The following is a 21,452-nucleotide window of genomic DNA, read 5'->3' on the forward strand; positions in this document are numbered from 1 at the left end:
TATTTATAATGAAACTGGAACAGCACCAAATATCTGTTCTAACGAAAGTAGTTTTACGGTAACTATTGTTGGAACTCCTCCTGTAGATTCACTATTAGATTATTCAGGTTGTTCTAGTTACACCTTACCTGCTTTAACAAACGGAACCTATTATACTGGAACTAATGGAACGGAAACCCAACTCAATACTGGAGACGTTATTTCAACCACGCAAACCATTTATATTTATAATGAAATTGGAACAGCACCAAACATCTGTTCTAACCAAAGTAGTTTTACAGTTACTATTTCTGGTGCACCTCCTGTAGATATTCTTTCTGATGTGTTTATTTGTTCAGAATACACATTACCAAATTTGATAAATGGGAATTATTTTACAGAAACTAATGGCTCAGGAACACAGCTATTTTCTGGGGATACTATTTCAACATCTCAAACTATTTATATCTTCAATGAAACTGGAACTGCTCCTAATGTTTGTTCTAGCGAAAGTGATTTTTCTATAACTATTTATCCAGCAACAGATTTTACACTTAATGCTACAAACATTATTATTAACGACAACACAATTACTGTTGTAATGTTTGATACAAGTATAAGCTATGAATATGCTGTAGATTCTTCAGGTTACCAAGTCAGTCCTACTTTTAATAATCTTTCAAATGGAATACACACATTATATGTTCAAGATGTTAATGGTTGTGTTACTAAGTCTATTCAATTTGAAATTGAAAAGATTGACAGCATATATATTCCTCCATTTTTCACACCAAATGATGATGGTTACAATGATATCTGGCAAATAATAGATAATCAAAACACCATTGAAGAGATTTTTATTTTCAATAGATACGGAAAATTATTAAAACAAGTATCACCTCAGAAAAAAAGCTGGGATGGTATTTATAATGGAAATCCTTTAGAAACTAACGATTATTGGTATCTTATCAATTTAAAATCTGGAGAAGCACTTAAAGGCCATTTTACCCTAAAACGCTAGTTACTAATAGGAAAATGCACATTTTTTTTACGTAATTTTGTGCTATGAAATTCAAGATAAAATCAGAATTCGGTCCGACAGGAGATCAACCCTCTGCTATAAATCAACTAGCTGAAGGTCTTGATGCACAAGAAAAATATCAAACTTTATTAGGAGTTACTGGTTCTGGAAAAACCTTTACTGTGGCCAATGTAATTGAAAAAGTTCAAAAACCAACTTTGGTTTTAGCACATAATAAAACTTTGGCTGCGCAATTATATTCTGAATTCAAACAATTTTTCCCTGAGAATGCCGTCGAGTATTTCGTGTCTTATTACGACTATTACCAACCCGAAGCCTATATTCCTGTCTCTGGGGTTTATATTGAAAAAGATTTATCTATAAACGAAGAAATCGAAAAAATGCGATTAAGTACAACCTCTTCTCTACTTTCAGGAAGAAGAGATGTTATAGTAATTGCCTCGGTGTCTTGTTTGTATGGTATTGGAAATCCTGTGGAGTTTCAGAAAAATGTTATTTCTCTTGAAATAGATCAAGTTATTTCTCGAACAAAATTACTTCATAGATTGGTTCAGAGTTTATATTCTAGAACGGAAGCCGAATTTAATCATGGAAATTTCAGAATAAAAGGAGATACAGTGGATATCTTTCCAAGTTACGACGATCATGCTTTTAGAGTTCACTTTTTTGGAGATGAAATTGAAGACATTGAAGCATTTAATATCCAAACTAATGAAGTCATTGAAAAATATGACAGAGTCAATATTTATCCCGCAAATATGTTTGTTACCTCTCCAGAGGTTTTGCAGGGAGCCATAAAAAGTATTCAAGACGATTTAGTAAAACAATATGATTATTTCAAAGAAATAGGAAAACACTTAGAAGCAAAACGACTAAAAGAACGAACAGAATTCGATTTAGAAATGATTCGTGAACTAGGTTATTGCTCGGGAATTGAAAACTATTCCAGATATTTAGATGGCAGACAACCTGGCACACGACCATTCTGTCTGCTTGATTATTTTCCAGACGATTATTTAATGGTTGTGGACGAAAGTCACGTCACCATTTCACAAGTCCACGCCATGTATGGAGGCGATAGGAGTAGAAAAGAAAATCTGGTAGAATATGGCTTTCGATTGCCTGCTGCTATGGACAACAGACCTTTAAAGTTTGAAGAGTTTGAAGCTCTACAAAATCAAGTAATTTATGTAAGTGCCACTCCTGCAGATTATGAACTTCAAAAAACAGACGGAGTTTATGTAGAGCAAGTAATTAGACCGACTGGACTTTTAGACCCAATAATTGAGGTACGTCCAAGCTTAAACCAGATCGACGATTTAATTGAGGAAATTCAAGTTCGTGTAGAAAAAGATGAACGGACTTTGGTAACAACGCTTACTAAAAGAATGGCTGAAGAACTAACAAAATATCTAGATAGAATTCAGATACGTTGTCGTTATATTCATAGTGATGTGGATACCTTAGAACGTGTACAAATTATGCAAGATTTACGTGCTGGTTTGTTTGATGTTTTAGTGGGTGTAAACTTACTTCGTGAAGGTTTAGATTTACCTGAAGTATCTTTAGTTGCTATTTTAGATGCCGATAAGGAAGGTTTTTTACGTTCCGCAAGATCTTTAACACAAACAGTTGGTAGAGCTGCGAGAAACCTCAACGGTAAAGCTATTATGTATGCAGATAAAATAACCAAAAGCATGCAAAAAACTATCGATGAAACCAATTACAGACGTGAAAAACAAATTGCTTATAATACTGAAAACAACATCACACCAAGAGCTTTAAATAAGAGTTTAGACAATGCGTTATCTAAAAACTCCGTAAGCACATATAGTTATGAATTAGAGGCTATGAAAGCCGCAGAGCCTGAAAGTAAATATTTATCTAAAGGCGAACTAGAAAAGAAAATACGAGAGAAACGTAAATTCATGGAAGAAGCTGCAAAAGCTTTAGATTTTTTACAAGCAGCAAAATTTAGAGATGAGATAAAAGGGTACCAAGAAAAACTGGAAGGTTTAAAAGTTTAATTTTCTGTCATGTCAGTCATATTCAAAATATAGTAACAACAACTCTTTGTGCCTTTGCAAAAAGCTAAAGTTGAAATTTTGAATTTAATTATACTGAACCTTAAAAATATCTATCAGTACATCAGGCGGAACAATTTTATTTGGAAAGCTTTCCATTAAGTATAAAACCTTATTAATAGATTCATGACTTAAGCCCATACGAATCCCATAATTAAAAAGTTTAATTCTCTCTTTATGTGTATGCTCATCATCAATATTCATTAACAATACCAATCTATGAAATTGCACAATACGTTCGCTGTGCGATTTTAAATGAATATAATTTATAGGATGTTCAATTAAGTAATCGAAATCTTCTCTCGAGATTTCAAGTTGCTTTGCAATTGCAAGTAAAAAGTTATACTCAATTGGTTTTAAATCACTTTCGCTTTTTGCAAATGAAATCATTTCGGACAAAAGGCTTAATTTTTCAACCCTGTTAATCATTAGAGGAATGGATTAATATTACTACATAAAGATACTTATAAACAATAATTGATAATCCATGATAATTTGTAACTTGTCGAAAAATAATCTGTATTTTATCGTTATTTTTATACGCTTTATATAAAAATAATTTTAAATACTTAAAAATCAGATGTTTAAGAAAAGAATGCATTTCATCGATTATTTCTCTCTTGTGAGAAAAAAGTAACAACAAAATATTGTATATGACTAACAATGATATCTTTAAAAAACTAAGAGTCGCTTTACAACTTCGTGACGACGAAATAGTGAAAATTCTTGAATTAGTTGATTTCAGGATTTCTAAAAGTGAACTTGGTGCTTTCTTTAGAAAAGAAGATCATCCAAAATATATGGAATGTGGTGATCAAATACTACGTAATTTTTTAAATGGTTTGGTTATTCATCTTCGCGGCCCTATGCCTAAAAAGGAATCTAAGTCTAAACCTACAGACAAAACCTTAAAAAAATAATAAAGCCCTTTAATAGCTTGTCAATTATTCTTACATTGCACAAATAAGACTAAAAAGTCCTAAATAACATGTTCGATCATCCTACAACTATTCATTCATCTGAAATTTCAGATGAAAAAATAAAATTTTTAAATAAAAAGTACAAGTCGCTATCAGCAACCAATCGCATTAAAGAACTCTATAAGGACTTTGATGTACAAGATATTATGTTAACGAGTTCCTTTGCAGCAACCTCAGCTTTTTTATTAAAATTATTTTCTGAAGTTAACAAAGAGCAGCAAGTATTCTTTATTGATACTGGTTATCATTTTGAAGAAACTCTAAAATATAAAGATAAATTAGAACAACTGTATGGCTTAAATGTAAAGTCGATTAGTGCCATTAAAGAAGAACATGAGTTTACAACTAAAGATGAGACCTGGAAGAAGAATCCTGATTTCTGTTGTTCTATTAATAAGGTAAGACCTTTAGAAACCATAAAAAAACAATACAAAGTTTGGGTTTCTGGTCTAATGGAATGGCAAAGCGATCATAGAGCGTCCTTAAATATTTTTGAAATGCGTGGTGAAATATTAAAATTTTATCCGTTGTTGGACATTACCAAAAAACAACGTGATGCATATATAGACAAACACCAATTACCATTTCATCCACTAGTTGCAAAAGGCTATAACTCTATTGGATGTAGCCATTGTACAGTTCCAGGCAAGGACAGAAGTGGACGTTGGAACAACAACCCAAAAACAGAATGTGGCTTGCATTTATAAATTTTCATTTTAAAGCACAAAAAAAGAGCAATGTTAAACATTGCTCTTTTTTTATATAAATAGATTATCTGTTTAAGATAATACTTGTTGTACTTTATCTGCAGCTTCTTGAAACTCAGTTGCACTCATTACATCTAATCCAGAATTGTCAATCAATTCTTTAGCAATGTCGGCATTGGTTCCTTGTAAACGTACAATAATTGGCACATTGATTGTCCCCATATTTTTATAAGCATCAATAACACCTTGTGCAACACGATCGCAACGTACAATACCCCCAAAAATGTTAATTAAAATGGCTTTTACATTTGGATCTTTTAAGATAATTTTGAAAGCAGCTTCTACTCTAGCAGCATCTGCAGTTCCACCAACGTCTAAAAAGTTAGCTGGTTCTCCTCCTGCTTGTTTTATTAAATCCATTGTTGCCATGGCAAGTCCAGCACCATTAACCATACACCCAACGTTTCCGTCTAAATCTACATAGTTAAGTCCTAAAGCTCCTGCTTCAACTTCTATTGGATTTTCTTCACGTAAATCACGCAAATCTTGGTAATCTTTATGTCTGTAAAGTGCATTATCATCGATAGTTACCTTTGCATCTACTGCCATGATTTTATTATCACTAGTTTTTAAAACCGGATTGATTTCAAAAAGAGATGAATCTGAAGCTACATAAGCTGTATAAAGACTTGTAATAAATTTAGTCATTTCTTTAAAAGCTAAACCTTCAAGTCCTAAATTAAAGGCTACACGTCTTGCTTGAAAAGGCATCAAACCAACCGAAGGATCTACTTCTTCAGTAAATATTAAATGTGGTGTTTCTTCAGCAACTGTTTCAATATCCATTCCACCTTCAGTAGAATACATAATCATGTTACGGCCAGAAGCACGATTTAATAATACAGACACATAAAATTCACTTGTTTCAGTTTCACCAGGATAATACACATCTTCAGCAACTAATACTTGATGTACTTTCTTCCCTTCTGCAGATGTTTGTGGCGTAATTAAATTCATACCGATAATCTGACCAGCAATTTGTTCCACTTCCTGAAGATTTTTAGCAAGTTTAACACCTCCACCTTTACCACGTCCACCAGCGTGAACCTGAGCTTTAATAACATGCCAACCTGTTCCAGTTTCTGCAGTTAATTGTTTTGCAGCAGCAACAGCTTCCTGAGCATTTTTTGCTACAACTCCACGTTGAATACGTACGCCAAAATTAGCTAATATGTCTTTTCCTTGATATTCGTGTAAATTCATGTTTATTAAATTAGTTGTCATTCATTTAAAAGAAAAGAATCTCTTAAATCTATTGTGCTGCAAAAGTAAACAACCTATAGCTTTTAACCAATAATTTTATTCACGATTATTATGTTCTCAGTAAATATGTGATATAAAAAAAGCGTTTCAGTATTTAAAACGCTTTTTTATTTAAATCTTTATTACAATTTATTTTTTTATGAATTTTTTAGAGTAAACACCACTATCGGTCGTAATGTTTGCAATATACATTCCTGATTTTAACTCAGAGACTGAAATAGAATTTAAGGAGTTCTTTATAGATAACACCTGTCTTCCACTCATGTCTGTAATAATTATCGAATTAATAATTTCATTCTTATTAAACTGAATATTTAACAAATCTCCAGCAGGGTTAGGAACGATTTTTAGTTCATTTAAAGCTACTTCATTGGCTTTAATATTTAATGTGCTTTCCGGCAAAAAACTTTCCATAATAGTTTCATTAACCGATAGTAAAGCAACAACAAAACTATTTGTTCTAAACACTAAATTATTAGTACTATTATCATAATAAAAATAAGATGTTTGCGTAGCTTCTGCAGTTACAGGAAAAGGTGATGTTGCATTTAAGGTTAAATTTTGTACAATCTTTAAACGAGTTACATTACCAGAATAAGCACCTTCGCCAAGATCATTCATATTAAGTGTACCATAAGCATCGACACTTGAATTAATAGTTCCAGCAAATGTGCCTGAAACTGCACCAAGGGGTGTATTACTGTAGGTAAAAGCTCCTGAAACCGGATCAGAATTACTTACATTGTAACTCATAGGAAATATTCCAATAAAAGCATTATTTGTGTAACTCAAAATCAAATCATCTCTTTCTGCTCCAGTAAAAGAAATGTTATTTGATGTGTTTTGGCTAAATATTTTATTTGCAGCCATGGAGTTATCTGTTATTGTTAAAACAGAAGTTGTACCAGGATAATTAGTAATTTCTACTGGTGTAGGTGCTGCATAAGTATCTGTAGTGGTTGTTCCATCTGCTACTAAGTCTGTAAAATTCCAAGTTAATGCGGTTCCACTTGCCGTTTGGTCTACTGCACCACTTGAAGTTACAACTGCATAAACTGTCATTGGAGCACTATCAAAGTTGCTAATTGGGGTTTGACCGTAAGTAAAAATAGTTAATAGTATAAATAAAAAAGATAATTTTGTCTTCATAGTTGATGGTTTTTTCCAAAACTATCAAAAAGCATATGCTTTTGAATAAAAAATAAGCTAAGCGTTAAAAATTAACGTTAAAGTGCTACTGATAAGTTAGATTTACATTTAAAATAATATAAATCAAAAACCTACAACTAAATTAAATGCATTAAAAATATAAGCTACACCATTTTTTTATTATCTTTAAAATCTCCTCAAGTCTTTTTAATAGCATTTAAAAGACTTATGAAATCTAACAATCTTAAGCCAATCAGGCCTTGTAGTTCAACATTAATTTGTTGTGCTCTAAATTCAACGCTTTCTATTGAATCCACTTTTATTACAACATGTTTAAAAAAACTACTTTGGATTTTCATTTTTACTTTCATGCCTTTTGCTTTTAGTCAAAACCAAAAAGTAGATAGTCTTTCAATCTTACTTCAAAATGAAAAAGACAATCAAATCAAATTAAATTTACTTAGCGAATTAGTAACAGAACAATCCCAAACAGATATTGAAAAAGCTATTGTTTACGCAAGACAAGGGGTTGCAATTGCAGAAAACACTAAAAACCAACAATGGCAGCCTAAATTTTACGAAATGCAAGGTAGAATCCATGCTAATCTTCTAGAGTTAGATTCGGCATCCTATTATTTTAACAAAGCATTATCTGGTTATAAAACTATTAAAGATAAAAGAGGACAAGCAACTACTTATTTTAAAATAGGGTGGATTTATAAAAGAAAAGGTGATATAGAGCAAGCTTTAAAAGTAGATCTCGAGGCCTTAACACTTATGGAAGAAATAGACGATAAAATTGGAATTGCTGGCGCTTATAGTCGCATTTCTGAAGATTTAAACAAGCAAGAAAGACATCATGAAGCTTTAGAATATGCATTAAAAACAATTGATTTATCCAATGAATATGAATTGAAAAACGAGTTAGTTTACGCTTTTACCTCTGCTGGAGATATTAATATAGCTATGGGAAATAATCAAGAAGCATTTAACTATTATGATAAAGCACTCAACTTGGCAAAAGTTCAAGAATTTTCCATATACGATGTGTTAAATTTCACCAACAACAGAGCAAACGCTTTAAAACGCATGGGAAAATATCAAGAAGCAAAAAAAGAATATAAAAGCTCTTTATTAAAAGCCAAAGAAGTAAATTATGAAAATGCTATTTATGTTATAACAGCTAATTTAGGGGAAGTAAATTTACTTCTAGGAAATTATGAAGACGCTCTAAAATATCAACTCCAAACAGTGGCACTACAAGAAGCAAACAATGATCTCTCTAACCTAACAGAGAATTACGACCACGTAAGTAGTATTTACGAAAAGTTAGGCAACTACCCAAAAGCTCTTGAATATCAGAAAAAAGCAAGGGTTATGAGGGATAGTACAGCAGCCATTGAAAGTGACAAAGTTATGTCTAACCTATTAACTAAATACGAAACAGCTAAAAAAGAAGAAACAATTAAAAACCAAGAGGCCAAAATATCCCAACAACAAAAAACACAAATACTATATATAAGTATTGCTGCTTTATTAACTTTTAGTTTAATTGGTATGTTCTCGAGTATGAAGACTATTCGGAAAAAGCGTAAAAAATTACAGGTTCTAAATCTGGAATTAGAATCTAAAAATAAACAAAATGAATTACTCCTTAAGGAAATTCATCATCGTGTAAAAAACAACCTAGAATTAGTTAAAAGTCTTATTTCGCTTCAGTCTGCTCAATTAGAAGACTCTGCAACTAAAGATGCCATGATTGCTAGCCAGAATAGAGTCCAATCTATGGGGATTATTCATCAAAAACTTTATCAAGGCCAAAATCTGGGAAGTATAGAAATGAGAGACTACTTTAATAACTTAAGCGAAGGTGTTTTGGACACATTTGATAGAGAAGACCAAGTGAAAATTGAATGCGCTATGGATCAATTAGAATTAGATGTGGATACGGCTGTTCCAATTGGTTTAATAGTAAACGAACTATTAACCAATGCTTTAAAATACGCCTTTCCAGAAAACCAAAAAGGAAATATACAAATAAGCTTACTAAAAGATAAGCCTGATATTTTAACTCTTAAAGTAATAGATAATGGTGTTGGAAAAATCGAAGGTGCTTCGCCAAATGGTACTGGTTTCGGCTCACAACTTATCAAATTATTAACCCAGCAATTAAATGGGAAAATGGAAGAAAACAACACCAATGGAACATCCGTTTTATTTCACTTTAAATTAAAACACGCTGCATAAAATGAATTCTCCAATACAAATATTAATAGTTGAAGACGAAATGATTATTGCTGCAAATATATCTTTGCAGCTTTCTTCATTAGGTTATGAAGTGACAGGTATTATTCCTCGTGGAGAGGAAGCACTTCTCCACATTAAAAAACACCAGCCAGATATTGCCTTATTGGACATTAATTTAAAAGGAGAAATGGATGGTATTGAAACTGCCATTTTAATGCAACAGGATTTTAATATTCCTATAATTTATTTAACTGCAAATGCAGACGACATTAACTTCAATAGAGCCAAAGCAACTAATCCATATGCATTTATTTCCAAACCATTTAAAAAACTAGATCTACAACGTGCCATAGAAATAACTACGAACCTATTAAAAAACGAAGATAAGCAGTCAAAAAAACCTATTGTTAATACTGAAGAACCACTAGTTTTAAACGATTGTATTTTTGTACGCCATCATGAAAAAATGGTCAAAATTTGTATTATAGACATTCTTTATATAGAAGCCGAAAGAAATTATTGTCGTATTTATTCTAAAGGTAAAGAGTATCTAATTGTAACCACCTTAAAAGATATTGACCAAAAACTACCTCAAGATCATTTTCTAAGAATCCATCGTTCCTTTATTGTCAATATTTCAAAAATAGATGAAATTGCAACTACTCATGTAGTTGTTTCTAAAAAAGCCATCCCTATTAGCAAGCAATTAAAATCTGAACTCCTAAAACGCTTACATACTATCTAATTACAATTTCAATAGTACTATATATCAACTTAATAGAAATTAATAATTTTCTTAGATAAGTAAATACCTGTTTTCGGACATTAAAACCACTACTTCGTCCTACATCGCTTTTAAATAGTTGTATTAATAACTTACTTAGTTATCACAATTACTCATTCATAGTATTATGAAACACTTGAATTTATTCATAGCAACATTAGCTTATTTTTTGTTTATGCCAAAATTGGTAAAATCTCAAACTCAAGAAGACCATATTATTACCGTAGAAGAAATTTATACTCGTTTAATTTCTAATGAAGTATCAAGTTTCAAATACATTTTTAACCCTGTTTCAAAGAACAGTTTATTAAATATTGATAAAGAAACTTCAATACTAAATTCAACTATTATAAGTGATGTTATTACTGATTTTAAGAGCGATTGGGAATTCATCATTTTTAATGATGCTCTAATAACAAAGATAGAAAAAGACAACATTCTAGTTAGAGGATATCTCTCAGGAAAAAATTATGAACAAGGAATAATAAAACATCAAGAATTTCAACATACTTGGCTCATTCAAAACGAAATAATCATCAAATTTTTAGATTAAAAAACATAAAAGCGACAAGTAGATAAGTTTAAAAAAACGAATAGCTATAGTTTCATAGGGAAATTTTAGTGTAATAATAACTAATTTATATAGCTATTCTACTTGTTCAATTTTTAAAACACACTATATAAAATCTGTTACAATGGAAAACGTAGGTATTATAGGAGGTTCAGGCTTTATAGGAAGCTTCATAACCAAAATATTTTTAGATAATAATTTTGAAGTAAAAGTGTCTACAACAAATATTTCAAAAGAAGAAAAATATCAACACTTAATGAATCTAGAGAACTCAGATCATTTACATATTTGCGAATTAGATGTTACAAATAAAGTAGCTCTAGAAGATTTTGTGAAAAACTGCGATATAATAATTCATGGTGGCACTCCTTTTCAGTTAGATTTTAAAGATGCAAAAACAGAATTACTAGATCCAACCATTAAAGGAACCGAAAATTTCTTGTCAGTCATTAAAAATAATTCAACTATAAAGAAAGTGGTATTCATCGCATCTGTTGCTGCATTTAACACTAACTTTCCCTTATCTGCTGGAAACAAAAAAGCATCAGATACTTTTAACGAGAAAGACACACCTTTTTTAAGTAAAGAAAGTCATCCCTATGCGCAAGCTAAATTTCTAGCTAATCAAGTAGTTAATGAGTTTATTAAAACTCATCCACAACTTAATTTTGAAATCACTAGTATATCACCAGTTGCTGTTTTCGGCAAATCCATGTCACAAAGAGAAGATTCCACCTCAACAGGTTTACAATACTTAATAAAAAATAATCTGGCTCCCAACCCATTTATACAAATGCTTTATGATACCAATACTGAAATGGCCATTGTTAATGTAAAAGATGTGGCAATTGCCACTTATAAAGCAGCCACTATTTCAGGACTACACGGAAAAAATTATTTGTTAAGCAGTGAAACCTATACCGTTTCAGACATCAACCTAATGCTAAACAATAAAGAGCCAAAAAACCCACCAAAAATCATCTATCAAAATCAACTTGCTGAGCGCGATTTAGGATTACCTTTTCGTTCCGTAAAATCAACTTTAAATAATTATTCAAACTAAAATAACAATGAAAAATGTAAACTTTTTAAAACTAGGATTCTTAACAATTATAATGATTGCTTCATTAACCAGCTGTAAAGAAGAACCAAAAGCTGAAACTACTCAACCAGAATCTCAACCTGTTGAAGTAGTATTAGATGAAACACCAGACTATTTTATGTTACGCCCAGAAGTAGAAAAAGCCTATGGCTATTCGCATGCTGTAAAAATTGGAAACTCAATAAAAGTATCGGGAGCCGTTAGTATGGACAATGAAGGCAATCCAACTGCTATTGGTGATTTTGAACAGCAAATGAAAAACTGTTATGCTGATTTAGAAAGAATTCTAAACCATTACGGTTGCACCTTTGATGATGTGGTAAAGGAAGACATATTTACTACAGATATGGGGAAGTTTTTAGAATTTGCTGGTTATCGAGCAGAAATTTACAAAAAGCAATTCCCTACAGGGTCTTGGTTAGGCGTTAAAGAATTAGCAATTCCAGAATTTATGATTGAGATAGAACTAGAAGTACATAAACAAAACAATGAATAATGAATAATGAATAATGAATAATGAATAATGAATAATGAATAATGAATAATGAATAATGAATAATGAATAATGAATAATGAATAATGAAAGTTAAAAATTGAAATCGATAAAACCATATTAAATAAGAATATATCCTAATGGCTAAAACTAATAACTAAAATCAATAATTATGAGCACCAATCAAAACATCCAAGTCATTAACAATTTATACAAAGCCTTTGCAACGGGTGATATCCCGACAGTTTTAGGCAGTATGAATCCTAAAATTGAATGGAAAGAAGCTGAAAGTAATTCCATGGCAGATGGCAATCCATACATAGGACCAGATGCTATTTTAAATGGCGTTTTTGCACGGCTTGGAGCTAATCATGAATATTTTAATCTTGCTGATATTGAACTTCACGACATGAGTAATAATAAGGTATTGGCTACCTTAAGATATAATGCTAAAAACAAAGAAACAGGAAAAGCTTACAATGCACAAGCTGCACATTTCTGGACTTTAGAAGCTGGTAAAATTGTGAAATTTCAGCAGTATGTGGATACTAAGAAGTTGGCTGATGCGGAAACTAAATAAGTAAAAGATATATTATGTAAACAATCAAAAACAAAGTCGCACTCATCACTGGAGCAAGTAGTGGAATAGGAAAAGTCACAGCATAAGCATTCGCCGAAAGAGGTGCACATGTAGTCGTAGCTGCTCGCAGAAAGGAAAAACTTGATAGTTTAGTCGCTTACATTGAAACCAGAGGAGATAGCAAATTCCATTATATTCCTTTGTTCTGAAGAAGCAAGTTGTATAAGTGGCTCAACACTTACAGTTGATGGCGGACTTACATTAACAATGTAAAACATCTAAAAATTAGATTACTCAACTACTATAACCGAGACTATAAGCAGTTATAAAACCAAGCAGTTATGAATATAACTTTGAGAAATAAAATAGTATTACTTATTGTACTTTTTGTATGTAGTATCAGTTGCAAGCCAAAGAATAACAAATCTGAAGTATCTGAAAAGTCCACTTCAGAAATAAAAAAAGCAATACCTAATCCAGAGGAAGAAGAACTAAAAGCCATTGTAGAGAAGCTCTTATTTGCTGTGGGTAATTCTGACTTTCAGACTTTAGAATCCATAGTTTCAGACAAGGCAAATCTAGCAAGTGCAATAATTCGAGATAGAGTCTCGAAAAATTCCATCATCACAATTGGTGAATATTTTGAAACACAAAAAAACCGAGATCGGAAGCCCTTTTATGAGCCCGTGAATGAATACAAAATCCTTATAAATAAAGGACAAATTGCTTTTGTTTGGGCTGATGCTACTTTGTATAAATATGGTGTTCCCAAAACAAATAACATTGACAATTTCACTCTAATTAAAGAAGATGATGCATGGAAATTCATGAACATTTCATTCACAAATACACGCTTACCAGAAGAATTAAAAAAATTTGATTTGGAGATTTTTGCCAAGAGTTATGCACAAGTATGGTGCAGCCAAAGACCAAATTTTGTCTCATCCTTTTTTGCAGAAGATGGCGTTCTACAGATAAATGATGACTCACCTGCAATAGGAACTGAAGCGATAACAAATGTCGTAAAAGGATTTATGTACAATTTTCCAGATTTGGTTGTTTCAATGGATAGTTTAATTACTAATTCGGACAAAACACGATTTTATTGGACATTAAATGGAACAAATAACGGAGCTAATGGAACTGGAAATAAAGTAAAAATTAGTGGATTTGAAGAGTGGACTATAAATAAGGAAGGATTCATTCAAGATTCAAAAGCCTATTTTGATGCCGAAGAATATCAGCAACAACTTAAAATTGGAATGGAGAATTAAACCCAACTGCATTATAAAAATACGGGAAAGCCGAAAACCGAATAGAGTAAGCAAAACTATTTAAACTTTATAAATATGAAAACAACAATCATCACCAGACACAAAGTAGGAAATATCGACACGTGGCTCAAAGGACACCAAGACAGACTAGACATTTTTAAAACTGCAATATCAGACATTAAAACGTTTCAAGATGCAGATGATCCTAATTCTGTAGCAATGATCATTGAAGTCACTGATATGGACAAGTTTCATGCGATTTTAAAAGACCCTTCTACCGAAACTTTTAAAAATAAACATACTGTATTGGACCCAATTACCCTGTCCATGCCAGTAAAGGTTTAAGGTACTGTTTTAAATAGGGTATACTTACGCTCCAGTTGTTTATTCGTTTTGTTTTTAAGAATAGAAATTATTTAAAATGAAGGCATCATTTAGATTAAGATACTAAACTTATTAAAGAATGGATTGCATGCAAAAAGGTGATCTAGAGTGGGTAGATTAGAATATGGTAAAAGATTGTGATGGCGCAATTCTTACTGGAATTAAGTTAGGATTAATGCAAAATAAAAGCCTGGACAACCGAGGAAGTTCTATAATACTAATCCTATAGACTTATTTTTCGACTTAAAGAAAATTCATTCTTGTAAGAACACATTCACATTAATTTTGTATTTTTACTTGAGTACTAGCTATTTATAATCAAGCTATTACTCAAGTATTTTTTATTTTAATAGCATCTAGCCCTTTTTGCTATTAATTGAAGATGACTCTCTAACAACCATGTTGTTTAACTCAATATGGCATTCTTTGTTATAATATTCAAAAAAGTCATCCTGTTAAACAGAACTTTAATTATTAACTTAAAACCCAAAATCATGAAAAATTTTATTTTAATTGGCTGTCTTTTGTTCATGTTTCCATCTTGTAAAAAACAACATCGTTACACACAAGATTCAGATGAAATAGAAATTGTTAAAGCAGCTATTAGCGACTATAATTATCAAGAATGGGAAAATTTAATGTCTCACTACAACGACACAGCACATATTTACTATAACTCCAGGTCTAATATTCTTTCACCTAAAGATCTAGAAAGTTTTCATATAAATCACGATGTAGGTTTTTCCACACGTGCCTTTGAAGATGAAAACAGAGAATACGAAATGATTGAAGATAACAATGGAAAATCTTGGGTTAATTTTTGGGGTTTATTAAAAGGAAATCTAGAAGGGAACAACAAACAAATTACAATTCCAGTGCATATTACTTATCAATTTATCGATAAAAAAATTGTTACAGAATTTGGGTATTGGGATTCCTCTAGAGTACTTTTAGAATTAGAAAAAATGAAAGCAGAAAAAACTGTTTCAGACAATGTTAAAACAAAATCTGAAGTAGAAGACATTATTGAGGTTGTTGAAATAGAGGAGATTGACGATCTAGAATAATAATTCAATAACCTCAACTTTTTGTAGAACCTTTTAATATTATTGAAAGGTATTCTTTGTACCAAATAATAGCCTAGCCTGATAATAAAACTCATCTGTTTATTGAAATAGAGAAGGCACATATAAACACAAATACTATTATGAAATCAAATATACTTATCTGCTTTTGTTTCTTAGCTCTATGTTTTGCTTGTCAGGAAAAACATGTTTCAGCCCCTGATACAAATTGCACATCTACTTATATGGATTACTCCAACAATAAGGATCAATTTACAGGAGGCATTAATATGATACCTATTTCTACACCAAAAGGTACTTTTAATGTTTGGACAAAACGGGTTGGAAACAACCCAAAAATAAAAGTCTTATTGCTTCATGGAGGACCAGGTGGCACACACGAATTCTTTGAATGTTTTGATGGCTATTTCCCAAATGAAGAGATTGAATATGTGTATTACGATCAATTAGATTCTTATTATAGTGATAAGCCAAACGACTCTACACTTTGGACAACAGAACATTTTGTTGAAGAAGTAGAACAAGTACGAAAAGCCTTAAATATGGATAACAGTAACTTTTATCTATATGGGCAATCTTGGGGAGGCATTCTTGCTATGGAATATGCATTAAAATATCAAGACAATTTAAAAGGCTTAATTATCTCGAATATGATGGCAAGTATTCCAGAATACGAAAAATATGCTGCCGAAGTTTTAGGACCTCAACTGCCTCAAGAAGTCTATAATGAGATTAAAGAACTTGAAGCTAATAACGATTTTGAAAATCCTAGATATTTTGAACTCGTTACAAATAATTACTATACAAAACATGTATTACGTATGCCTATAGATTCCTGGCCTGAATCTATAAATCGTGCATTTAAACATTTAAACCCAAATATTTACATCTATATGCAAGGCTATAGCGAATTTGGCGTAACTGGAAACGCTACTTTAAAAGGTTGGGATGTATCCGATAGGTTAAAAACCATTACAACACCAACCTTAACCATTGGCGCCACGTATGACACCATGGATCCAAAATATATGGAATGGATGGCTAACGAGTTTCCCAATGGACGTTTTTTACTATGTCCAAATGGAAGCCATGTCTCACAATACGACGATCAAAAAATATATTTTAAAGGTCTAATATCGTTTATAAAAGATGTAGACTCTGGTGCATTTGAATAATTATTTCATGGAATAAACTTTTTTATTTTCTCAATTTTACTCATCTATTTTATTAACTTTAAAACTTTTAAGGCACCACAACCTTAATAAAAAGTGTCCTATTTAAAATTAAGACAAAGATGGCAAAACTTGTTAAGCAACTGGTTGATTATAAAAAGAGCGATGACAAATCTGGGAAAGTTCTTAAAAATAGACTTGTAGAAATATTATTGGTAAAAGTTGGTATTTTATTAGCTTTAGCAATATATGGATGGTATCAAGACTATGTGGAACAAAAGCATATTGAAGAATATTTTGTAAACATCTATCATGAAGTTACTCCAGCAATTGCTGTGGGTAAAGCAAAAAAAAAGCAAACAGATTCTTTAATTATCATGACAAAAAGGTGCTTAGATATATTAAATACTAAAAATATGGATTCCATTATTTATTTAAAAGATAATTTAGGTCCTTTAGTAACTGTAAGAAGCCAAAGTTTTGAGTTTCCAATGGTTAAAGAGTTTTTAAGTAAAGATTACACTCTTAAAGTAAAAAGTAAGCAAACCGTTAAATTACTTAGAAAACTTCAGCAGCAATTATCAAACATCAATCAAGTTCATGATTACAACAATAATCAGCACCAATTAGTTGTTGAGCCTTTTATCAATAAATGGATAAATTATTCAGAAGTTGCTTTCCCAAATCGTAAAAAACTACTTGTTGCAGGTGGTCCAGAAACCCAATACGACCATTTATTAAACAACTTAGAGCTTTGGAATTTATTAACTTATAAATTGGAAGGCTATCAAACGCAAACCATTAGACAAGAAAGCTTCACCTTACTTTTACAGGATTTGGATAAAACTTTGAGAAAACAATTAGAGATTGAAGAAAGCAATCTAAGTTCCTAAACTAGGAATACAGAAGATGGAAATGTTACTTACCCAATTAAAACAAATTATAACCATCACTATGAAAATCTATTTAACTAAACCATAGGTGTCAAACAGGTAAACTAAGCTAGCCATGGTAGCTGCGCCTAATTCTAATTCACGCTTATTAACGGCATCGAATGTATCGTTAGCAGCATGATGATAATCAAAATAACGTTGAGAATCTGGTCTTAAACCAGCCAACACATTGTTATCTGTCTTTAACGGTCCCACATCTGCTCCACTGCCTCCTTTTTCGAAATAATGAATTAAATAAGGTTTAAATAAATCTTTCCAGCCTAATACTTGATTAAAATTAGCATCGCTACAATCAAAACTAAATCCACGTGGCGTGAAACCACCAGCATCACTTTCTAAAGAAAAAATATGTTTTTCGTTTTTTTGTTTGGCAACCTCAGCATACTTTGTGGCGCCTCGAAGTCCATTTTCTTCATTCATAAACAACACCACTCGAAGACTTCGTTTTGGTTTAATACCATTTTCTTTAAATAAGCGCAATACTTCCATAGATTGCACAACTCCTGCGCCATCGTCGTGAGCACCATCTCCTAAATCCCAAGAATCTAAATGGCCTCCCACAATAATATATTCGTTTGGAAACTGACTTCCTGTAATTTCACCAATGACATTATAAGATTGCACATCGTTTAACTGCTTACAAGTTTGACTAAAATAAAACTTAACATCTTTATTCAAAGCCAACATGCTACTTAAAGTATTTGCATCGTTAGTGCTAATAGCTGCTGAAGGAATTCGTTGAGATAAGGGTAAATTTCCATAAGTCATGCTTCCAGTATGAGGAAAATTGTCTTGACGCAAACTCAACGAACGCACCAAGACGGCAACAGCCCCATATTTTGCAGCTTCTAAAGCTCCAGAATACCTCTGATTGACACACCCTCCATAAGCCTCAAAAGTTTGAATGACGTCTGCTTGCATAGGTCTATTAAAAAAAACAATTTTTCCTTCTATATTCTCCTTTCCTAAGGCGCCTAATTCTTCCATACTTTTAACCTCAACTACATGTGCTTTAATTCCCCCAAAAGGGGTTGCTATAGAACCACCAAGTGCACAAATATTCACATTAGTCGTAGAGCCAAAAGACGATTCAATAAAAGCAAATTCTGGTGCACCACGAACCCATTTTGGAACCATTACAGGTTGTAACCAAACTTTATCTAAACCTAGTTTATCAAGTTCTTCTTTAGTATAAGCTACTGCTTTTTCAGCATTTAAAGATCCCGACAATCGTCCACCAATCTGGTTTGACAAATAATCTAACCATTGGTAACTATGTCCATTTGTTAGAGAGGTTTTATAAATATTTTTTATAACCTCAGCATCTGTTTGAGCTGATGTGTTTAAAACAATAAATAAACTGAAAAGTAAAATGGTAAATCGCATGAGTTGAGTTTTAGAAATAAAGATACTGTTAATAGAAAAATCAAGTTGTTAAAGAGATAATAAAAGTTCTATTGTTCTCCTTGAAGCTGCTTTATATAAAGCTCCAAATTGGCTTTTATATCATCATCTAATTCTGGCTCTTTAATATCTTGATATTGTTTTAAGGTTTCATGAATAATTTTTCCGACTAAATATCTCGCTGTAGGTTTATCATCTGCTGGAATAGTAAACCAAGGTGCATGAGGTTTGGATGTTCTATTGATGGCATCTTGATAACACACCTGGTAATTGTCCCAAAGTTTTCGTTCTTTTAAATCGTCTGGTGAGAATTTCCAGTTTTTATTTTCTTTATCTAATCTACGAAGCAATCTGTTTTTTTGTTCGTCTTTAGAAAGGTGGAGGTAGAATTTAAAAATAATGGTTCCGTTTTCGGCAATGTGTTTTTCAAAATTATTAATTTGTTCAAAACGTTTGTCCCAAAAGGCGTCGTTTACATCTTCTAGGGTTGTGACATCTGGTAAATTTTCACCTAAAATATATTCTGGATGTACACGAGTTACCAGCACGTTTTCATAATGTGTTCTATTAAAAACCCCTACTTTTCCACGTGCAGGGAGAGCAATATAATGTCTCCATAAATAATCATGTTTCAATTCTAAAGGTGTTGGTACTTTAAAACTATGCACCACGACACCTCTAGCATTAAGATCTTTAAAAACTTCACGAATTAAGCTGTCTTTACCAGCTGTATCCATGCCTTGTAAACAGACTAAAGCTGCATATTTTCTATGAGCATACATGGTATCTTGAAGTTTTGCTAACTTTTTTCTAATTTTTCTAAGCTTCTTTTCTATTTCTTCGGTATCGGCATCTAAGTCGAAAGATGTTGGAATCTCTTTTAAAAGAATAGGTTTACTTGCTTTAAACTGCTTGATATCAATTTTTTTCATGAGGTATGGATTTTTAAGAATTATTTTGAAGCGAACATTTTAACATCCTGTTCTCCAACTTCTTTTTCACCTAAAATAATTAAACGCTCAACCACATTTCGAAGTTCTCGAATATTTCCAGTCCAGTCGTAATCTTGTAGCATTTTTATGGCCTTAGTAGAAAATGATTTTTTAACAGAGCCTTGTTCGTCTGAAATTTTTTCAGCAAAATATTCTATCAATAAAGGGATATCCTCTCGTCTATCGTTTAAAGAAGGAACTTTGATTAAAATAACTGCTAAACGATGATATAAATCTTCGCGAAATCTTCCTTCCTCAATTTCAGTTTTTAGATCTTTATTAGTTGCAGCTATCACACGCACATCTACTTTAATATCTTTATCGCTCCCAACACGTTGAATTCTGCTTTCCTGAAGGGCTCTCAATACTTTGGCTTGAGCAGACAGACTCATGTCTCCGATCTCATCTAAAAAAATGGTTCCTCCATTAGCTGCTTCAAATTTCCCTGCACGATCTTTTACAGCACTTGTAAACGCTCCTTTTACATGACCAAATAGTTCGCTTTCTATAAGTTCTGAAGGAATAGCAGCACAATTCACCTCAATTAAAGGACCATTAGAGCGCTCGCTTTTTTGATGTAGCCAATGTGCAACTAACTCTTTTCCTGTTCCATTTGGTCCAGTAATTAAAACACGAGCATCTGTTGGAGCTACTTTATCTATCATACTTTTTATGTTAGATATGCCTTCACTTTCTCCAATCATTTCGTAATTTTTGCTTACTTTCTTTTTAAGTCTTTTGTTTTCAACTACCAACTCTTTACTGTTTAAAGCAATGCGAACCGTGTTTAACAAACGGTTTAAATCTGGGGGTTTCGAAATATAATCGAAAGCGCCCAATCTCATAGTATTAACGGCAGTATCTATATCGCCATGTCCAGAAATCATGACTATTGGAATTTCTGGCTTTATTTTCTTTGCAGCTTCAAGGACTTCAGCACCATCCATTTTTGGCATCTTAATATCGCATAAAACCAAATCGTAATCTTCGTTTTTTATTTTTTCAATTCCTATTAAACCATCTTCAGCCTCATCCACTAGGTAAGTGTTATTTTCTTCTGAAAGTATCTTAACCAATACACGTCTTATGGCTGCTTCATCTTCTATTATTAATATTCTTGGCATATCTTCCTGTTTTCTTTATGTTT

General features: G+C 32.0%; 22 protein-coding genes. 16 read left to right on the forward strand and 6 right to left on the reverse strand.

Going from position 1 to position 21,452, the window contains the following annotated elements:
- On the forward strand, nucleotides 1–1,000 hold a 1,000-nt coding region (locus tag OS191_RS06465), incomplete at its 5' end, for a T9SS type B sorting domain-containing protein (RefSeq protein WP_267154910.1).
- A 44-nt stretch (nucleotides 1,001–1,044) separates the two neighbouring features.
- The gene (gene uvrB / locus OS191_RS06470) at nucleotides 1,045–3,048 is read left to right on the forward strand and encodes an excinuclease ABC subunit UvrB (protein WP_267154911.1); all 2,004 of its coding nucleotides are present in this window, start codon (nucleotides 1,045–1,047) and stop codon (nucleotides 3,046–3,048) included.
- An 84-nt stretch (nucleotides 3,049–3,132) separates the two neighbouring features.
- On the opposite strand, the gene OS191_RS06475 is transcribed toward uvrB, so the two are convergent.
- Nucleotides 3,133–3,534 (reverse strand): TerB family tellurite resistance protein, encoded by a 402-nt coding sequence (locus tag OS191_RS06475; protein ID WP_267154912.1) that lies wholly within the window; start codon nucleotides 3,532–3,534, stop codon nucleotides 3,133–3,135.
- Nucleotides 3,535–3,758: 224 nt separating this feature from the next.
- Between OS191_RS06475 and OS191_RS06480 the strand changes: the two genes are divergently transcribed.
- Both OS191_RS06480 and OS191_RS06485 read left to right on the forward strand, forming a co-directional pair.
- Nucleotides 3,759–4,025 (forward strand): DUF1456 family protein, encoded by a 267-nt coding sequence (locus OS191_RS06480; protein WP_267154913.1) that lies wholly within the window; start codon nucleotides 3,759–3,761, stop codon nucleotides 4,023–4,025.
- 68 nt (nucleotides 4,026–4,093) lie between these two features.
- Nucleotides 4,094–4,792 (forward strand): phosphoadenylyl-sulfate reductase, encoded by a 699-nt coding sequence (locus OS191_RS06485; RefSeq protein WP_267154914.1) that lies wholly within the window; start codon nucleotides 4,094–4,096, stop codon nucleotides 4,790–4,792.
- Nucleotides 4,793–4,864: 72 nt separating this feature from the next.
- Here OS191_RS06485 and sucC read toward each other — a convergent pair whose 3' ends face one another.
- Nucleotides 4,865–6,055, reverse strand: coding sequence for an ADP-forming succinate--CoA ligase subunit beta (gene sucC, locus OS191_RS06490; protein WP_267154915.1), 1,191 nt, complete (start codon nucleotides 6,053–6,055; stop codon nucleotides 4,865–4,867).
- 189 nt (nucleotides 6,056–6,244) lie between these two features.
- Nucleotides 6,245–7,264, reverse strand: a complete 1,020-nt coding sequence (locus OS191_RS06495) for a T9SS type A sorting domain-containing protein (protein WP_267154916.1) — start codon at nucleotides 7,262–7,264, stop codon at nucleotides 6,245–6,247.
- 228 nt (nucleotides 7,265–7,492) lie between these two features.
- On the opposite strand from OS191_RS06495, the gene OS191_RS06500 reads away from it, so the two are divergent.
- From OS191_RS06500 to OS191_RS06555, 12 genes are all read left to right on the forward strand, one after another.
- Nucleotides 7,493–9,511, forward strand: a complete 2,019-nt coding sequence (locus OS191_RS06500) for a tetratricopeptide repeat-containing sensor histidine kinase (RefSeq protein ID WP_267154917.1) — start codon at nucleotides 7,493–7,495, stop codon at nucleotides 9,509–9,511.
- Nucleotide 9,512: 1 nt separating this feature from the next.
- Nucleotides 9,513–10,256 (forward strand): LytR/AlgR family response regulator transcription factor, encoded by a 744-nt coding sequence (locus OS191_RS06505; protein ID WP_267154918.1) that lies wholly within the window; start codon nucleotides 9,513–9,515, stop codon nucleotides 10,254–10,256.
- A gap of 175 nt (nucleotides 10,257–10,431) precedes the next feature.
- On the forward strand, nucleotides 10,432–10,848 hold the full coding sequence (locus OS191_RS06510; protein ID WP_267154919.1) for a hypothetical protein: 417 nt from the start codon (nucleotides 10,432–10,434) through the stop codon (nucleotides 10,846–10,848).
- A gap of 142 nt (nucleotides 10,849–10,990) precedes the next feature.
- Entirely contained in the window at nucleotides 10,991–11,929 is a 939-nt protein-coding gene (locus tag OS191_RS06515; protein WP_267154920.1) for an NAD-dependent epimerase/dehydratase family protein, read from the forward strand.
- 7 nt (nucleotides 11,930–11,936) lie between these two features.
- The gene (locus tag OS191_RS06520) at nucleotides 11,937–12,464 is read left to right on the forward strand and encodes a RidA family protein (RefSeq protein ID WP_267154921.1); all 528 of its coding nucleotides are present in this window, start codon (nucleotides 11,937–11,939) and stop codon (nucleotides 12,462–12,464) included.
- A 169-nt stretch (nucleotides 12,465–12,633) separates the two neighbouring features.
- Nucleotides 12,634–13,041 (forward strand): nuclear transport factor 2 family protein, encoded by a 408-nt coding sequence (locus OS191_RS06525; protein WP_267154922.1) that lies wholly within the window; start codon nucleotides 12,634–12,636, stop codon nucleotides 13,039–13,041.
- A gap of 162 nt (nucleotides 13,042–13,203) precedes the next feature.
- The gene (locus OS191_RS06530; protein ID WP_267154923.1) at nucleotides 13,204–13,314 is read left to right on the forward strand and encodes an SDR family oxidoreductase; all 111 of its coding nucleotides are present in this window, start codon (nucleotides 13,204–13,206) and stop codon (nucleotides 13,312–13,314) included.
- A gap of 68 nt (nucleotides 13,315–13,382) precedes the next feature.
- The gene (locus OS191_RS06535) at nucleotides 13,383–14,315 is read left to right on the forward strand and encodes an ester cyclase (protein ID WP_267154924.1); all 933 of its coding nucleotides are present in this window, start codon (nucleotides 13,383–13,385) and stop codon (nucleotides 14,313–14,315) included.
- A gap of 75 nt (nucleotides 14,316–14,390) precedes the next feature.
- A complete protein-coding gene (locus OS191_RS06540) occupies nucleotides 14,391–14,660 on the forward strand; it encodes a hypothetical protein (RefSeq protein ID WP_267154925.1) in 270 nt (89 codons plus the stop codon).
- Nucleotides 14,661–15,193: 533 nt separating this feature from the next.
- The gene (locus OS191_RS06545) at nucleotides 15,194–15,766 is read left to right on the forward strand and encodes a nuclear transport factor 2 family protein (protein ID WP_267154926.1); all 573 of its coding nucleotides are present in this window, start codon (nucleotides 15,194–15,196) and stop codon (nucleotides 15,764–15,766) included.
- A gap of 140 nt (nucleotides 15,767–15,906) precedes the next feature.
- Nucleotides 15,907–16,959, forward strand: coding sequence for a proline iminopeptidase-family hydrolase (locus OS191_RS06550; protein ID WP_267154927.1), 1,053 nt, complete (start codon nucleotides 15,907–15,909; stop codon nucleotides 16,957–16,959).
- A gap of 119 nt (nucleotides 16,960–17,078) precedes the next feature.
- Nucleotides 17,079–17,849, forward strand: coding sequence for a hypothetical protein (locus OS191_RS06555; protein ID WP_267154928.1), 771 nt, complete (start codon nucleotides 17,079–17,081; stop codon nucleotides 17,847–17,849).
- 69 nt (nucleotides 17,850–17,918) lie between these two features.
- On the opposite strand, the gene OS191_RS06560 is transcribed toward OS191_RS06555, so the two are convergent.
- The 3 genes from OS191_RS06560 to OS191_RS06570 all read right to left on the reverse strand — a co-directional run bounded on the left by OS191_RS06560 (nucleotide 17,919) and on the right by OS191_RS06570 (nucleotide 21,429).
- Complete coding sequence (locus tag OS191_RS06560; RefSeq protein ID WP_267154929.1) at nucleotides 17,919–19,295, reverse strand: M20/M25/M40 family metallo-hydrolase; 1,377 nt, start codon at nucleotides 19,293–19,295, stop codon at nucleotides 17,919–17,921.
- Nucleotides 19,296–19,363: 68 nt separating this feature from the next.
- Complete coding sequence (locus OS191_RS06565; RefSeq protein WP_267154930.1) at nucleotides 19,364–20,245, reverse strand: PPK2 family polyphosphate kinase; 882 nt, start codon at nucleotides 20,243–20,245, stop codon at nucleotides 19,364–19,366.
- Nucleotides 20,246–20,265: 20 nt separating this feature from the next.
- Nucleotides 20,266–21,429 carry a sigma-54-dependent transcriptional regulator gene (locus OS191_RS06570; protein WP_267154931.1) on the reverse strand — a complete coding sequence of 388 codons (1,164 nt, stop codon included), beginning with the start codon at nucleotides 21,427–21,429 and terminating at the stop codon, nucleotides 20,266–20,268.
- Nucleotides 21,430–21,452: the final 23 nt, after the last annotated feature.

It is taken from the genome of Xanthomarina sp. F2636L, assembly GCF_026410195.1.
Lineage (GTDB): Bacteria > Bacteroidota > Bacteroidia > Flavobacteriales > Flavobacteriaceae > Xanthomarina.

Excerpts from the sequence above, each read along its gene's own strand:
- OS191_RS06485 (WP_267154914.1), top strand. The coding sequence starts at position 4,094 with ATGTTCGATCATCCTACAACTATTCATTCATCTGAAATTTCAGATGAA.
- sucC (WP_267154915.1), bottom strand. The coding sequence starts at position 6,055 with ATGAATTTACACGAATATCAAGGAAAAGACATATTAGCTAATTTTGGC.
- OS191_RS06565 (WP_267154930.1), bottom strand. The coding sequence starts at position 20,245 with ATGAAAAAAATTGATATCAAGCAGTTTAAAGCAAGTAAACCTATTCTT.
- OS191_RS06525 (WP_267154922.1), top strand. The coding sequence starts at position 12,634 with ATGAGCACCAATCAAAACATCCAAGTCATTAACAATTTATACAAAGCC.
- OS191_RS06560 (WP_267154929.1), bottom strand. The coding sequence starts at position 19,295 with ATGCGATTTACCATTTTACTTTTCAGTTTATTTATTGTTTTAAACACA.
- OS191_RS06555 (WP_267154928.1), top strand. The coding sequence starts at position 17,079 with ATGGCAAAACTTGTTAAGCAACTGGTTGATTATAAAAAGAGCGATGAC.
- OS191_RS06570 (WP_267154931.1), bottom strand. The coding sequence starts at position 21,429 with ATGCCAAGAATATTAATAATAGAAGATGAAGCAGCCATAAGACGTGTA.
- OS191_RS06520 (WP_267154921.1), top strand. The coding sequence starts at position 11,937 with ATGAAAAATGTAAACTTTTTAAAACTAGGATTCTTAACAATTATAATG.
- uvrB (WP_267154911.1), top strand. The coding sequence starts at position 1,045 with ATGAAATTCAAGATAAAATCAGAATTCGGTCCGACAGGAGATCAACCC.
- OS191_RS06495 (WP_267154916.1), bottom strand. The coding sequence starts at position 7,264 with ATGAAGACAAAATTATCTTTTTTATTTATACTATTAACTATTTTTACT.
- OS191_RS06545 (WP_267154926.1), top strand. The coding sequence starts at position 15,194 with ATGAAAAATTTTATTTTAATTGGCTGTCTTTTGTTCATGTTTCCATCT.
- OS191_RS06515 (WP_267154920.1), top strand. The coding sequence starts at position 10,991 with ATGGAAAACGTAGGTATTATAGGAGGTTCAGGCTTTATAGGAAGCTTC.
- OS191_RS06550 (WP_267154927.1), top strand. The coding sequence starts at position 15,907 with ATGAAATCAAATATACTTATCTGCTTTTGTTTCTTAGCTCTATGTTTT.
- OS191_RS06500 (WP_267154917.1), top strand. The coding sequence starts at position 7,493 with ATGAAATCTAACAATCTTAAGCCAATCAGGCCTTGTAGTTCAACATTA.
- OS191_RS06535 (WP_267154924.1), top strand. The coding sequence starts at position 13,383 with ATGAATATAACTTTGAGAAATAAAATAGTATTACTTATTGTACTTTTT.
- OS191_RS06480 (WP_267154913.1), top strand. The coding sequence starts at position 3,759 with ATGACTAACAATGATATCTTTAAAAAACTAAGAGTCGCTTTACAACTT.
- OS191_RS06505 (WP_267154918.1), top strand. The coding sequence starts at position 9,513 with ATGAATTCTCCAATACAAATATTAATAGTTGAAGACGAAATGATTATT.
- OS191_RS06540 (WP_267154925.1), top strand. The coding sequence starts at position 14,391 with ATGAAAACAACAATCATCACCAGACACAAAGTAGGAAATATCGACACG.
- OS191_RS06475 (WP_267154912.1), bottom strand. The coding sequence starts at position 3,534 with ATGATTAACAGGGTTGAAAAATTAAGCCTTTTGTCCGAAATGATTTCA.